This is a genomic window from Streptomyces sp. NPDC029152 (assembly GCF_055564355.1).
Genome location: NZ_JBVHWR010000061.1, coordinates 1 through 2,815, shown reverse-complemented (window position 1 = coordinate 2,815; position 2,815 = coordinate 1). Strand labels below are relative to the sequence as shown.

Annotated in this window: 2 protein-coding genes; both read right to left on the bottom strand. The window is 70.2% G+C overall.

The window, feature by feature from the left end; all coding sequences use genetic code 11:
* The coding region (locus ACZ4V6_RS36500) for an alpha-amylase family glycosyl hydrolase (RefSeq protein WP_467835575.1) at positions 1 to 1,577 on the bottom strand (1,577 nt) is incomplete at its 3' end.
* A gap of 137 nt (positions 1,578 to 1,714) precedes the next feature.
* The coding region (locus tag ACZ4V6_RS36495) for a pullulanase-associated domain-containing protein (RefSeq protein WP_467835573.1) at positions 1,715 to 2,815 on the bottom strand (1,101 nt) is incomplete at its 5' end.

Here is a 2,815-nt window from a genome sequence, read left to right as displayed (position 1 = left end):
GTGCGCGAGAACGCGTACACACCCGGACCGTCGTCCGCGTACCGCTCCTCCTGCACACCGTCACGCAACGCCGGATGACGCCCCGTCAACTCCGAAAGAGAAGCGATCGCCCGGTACAACGGATGCGCCCGGTCGTACGCGTCCAAGGCATGCGTACGCTCCGTGCCGATCTGGTCGTCGTCCAGGTACTCCGGAACCTTCGAGCCGAACAACGTCTGCCGGGCGCCCTTGTCCCCGCCCGGTCCGGTGAAGCCCTGTTCGTCACCGGCGTAGATCACCGGATTGCCCCGCGACAGGAACATCAGCTCGTGCGCGAACCGGTCACGGCGCAGCAGCTCGGCGTCGCCCGCGCCCGGGTTGTCCTGGCTGACGAAGCTCCCGATGCGCCCCATGTCGTGGTTGCCGAGGAAGGTGACCTGTTCGTAGGCGTTGGCCTTGTCCGTGGTGTAGCGGTAGTCCTGGGCCAGGACACCGGAGAGGGTCTTCGCCGGCTTGTCCTGGGAGGCGTAGCCGCGGATGGCGTTCTGCAGCGGGAAGTCGAGGGTGGCGTCGAGCCGGCCCTCGGTCACGTAGGGGGCCGTGACGGCCGGGTCGGAGGAGAGGGTCTCGCCGAAGACGAAGAAGTCCTCACGTCCCCTCTTCGCGGCGTAGGCGTCGATCGCGGTCGCCCACTGCGTCCAGAACGGCATGTCGACGTTGCGGACCGTGTCGACGCGGAAGCCGTCCACGTCGAAGTCCCTGACCCACCTCTGGTAGATCTTCTCCAGGCCCTCGACGACCTCGGGGCGTTCGGTCCACAGGTCGTCGAGTCCGGTGTGGTCGCCGTAGAGGCCGCTCTCGCCGACGAAGGTGGAGTCGCCCCGGTTGTGGTACATCGTGGGGTCGTTCAGCCACGCCGGGACCTTCGCGTCGGCCTCGTCCCCGTTCACCACGGGGGTGTAGGGGAAGCTGTCCCGGTCGACCTTGCCCATGCGGGTGCTGTCGTCGAAGGGGCGGCCCCGGGTGTCGAGGTAGGGGTAGGCACCCTTGGTGCGGTAGCCGTACTTCTTCTCGACGTTCGTGACGGTGTCGGCGGTGTGGTTGGTGATGACGTCGAAGAAGACCTTCATGCCCTTGGCGTGGGCCTTGTCGATGAGTTCCGCGAGTTCGGCGTTGGTGCCGAAGTGCGGGTCGACCTGGGTGAAGTCGGTGATCCAGTAGCCGTGGTACCCGGCGGACTCGCCACCGCCCTGCACCGGCTTGTTCTTGAAGATCGGCGCCATCCAGATGGCGGTGGTGCCCAGGCCCTTGATGTAGTCGAGCTTCTTGATCAGGCCCCTCAGGTCACCCCCCTGGTAGAAGCCCTTGTCCGTAGGGTCGAAGCCCGTCGCGGTCCGGTCGCCGCTGAGCCCTCCGCGGTCGTTGGCCCGGGAGCCGTTGGCGAACCGGTCGGGCAGCAGGAAGTACGCCTGCTCCCGGGTCAGGTCGTGGCGGGCCGGCTCGGCGGCGAGCCGGGCGTCGGACGGCGGGCCGGGAGGCCGCGGTGCCGCGGCTGCCTGCTGGGGTGTGCTCAGCGCCGTGGCGAGCAGGGCGGCCACGACGACCGAGGCGGCCGCGGTGGTGGGACCGGTCGTGGCGACCGTGCCGGCCGGGGGACGTGGCACGGCTCCGCAGCCTGTGCCGCCGGTGCGGCCTCTTCGTCTTCTTCGGCCTCTTCGGGCCGAGAGCGAGCCGATCACGTGCTGCTTCCTTCCGGTCGGTTGCCTTCGATGCGTACGCCGGTGGCGCCCAGGAGGGCACCGTCGTCGGCGCGTTGGGTGGCGATCAGCCGGGCTCGGAGCGCCTGGCCGACGCGGTCGCGGTCGCGCGGGTCCACACGGAACGCCGAGGCCTGTGCGTACTGGGGGTAGCGGGATCTCTGGGCCTCGGTCAGCTCGGCCGGTACGAGCCGCAGCCACTGACCCTCGTCGGACAGTGCGCCGTCCTCGATCGTGAGGTCGCCCTCGGTGGCGTACACCAGTTGCTGACTGGCCACGCCGCTGCCCTCACCCGCCCACACGACGGTGTCGTCCCCGATCCAGGTGGCCTCCGCCGCGTGCAGGTCGAGGCCGAAGGCGCCGCCGGGAGAGGGCGTCAGACCGGTGGGGTCGCCCGCCACGCGCCAGACCTCGTGCCCGTAGAGGGAGAAGTCGAGGGTCTCGTCGTCGGGAACGTCCTTCTCCTGCCCCTTGTGCAGGATGTAGCTGAGGGAGACGGCTCCGTCGTCCAGCGGAACCTCGAACACGAGCCCGAAGGGGTCCTCGCGCACCGGCAGGATGGGGTCGTTCCACTCGGGCGGGTCGGCGGACCCCGTCCAGGTGTGCAGGCCCCACCCCTCGTAGTCGCCGTCAGGCCGGTGGTAGTGCAGTACGGCCTTGGTGCCGTCCTGGGGCGGGTAGGCGGACTTGGGCCGGGCCTTCAGGACCGTCGTGCTGCTCTGTTCGGTCCACACCTCGCCGGACACGGCGACGTCGAGGACGCGCTCGGGTCCGTCGGCGACCCCGTCCTTCTCGATGGTGAACCGGATGGCACCGGTACCGGAGCCGGGGGCGATCCAGGCGAAGGCTCCGTAGGCGTCGCGGCCGGCGAACCGGGCCGTCGTACCGTCGGCGGTCCGCAGCAGCAGACCGTCGTAGTCGCCGTCTGCGCGCCGGTGGTGGACGACCACGTGGTGTCGCTTCGCGGTCGGCTTCTCGGGGACGGGGGGTCGTCCGGCGGTGGTGGCGGCGGTGTCGCCCGCGGTGCGTCCCGCGTGGTCGACCACGACGGCCTTGTAGCGCAGGGGCGTCCCGGCGCG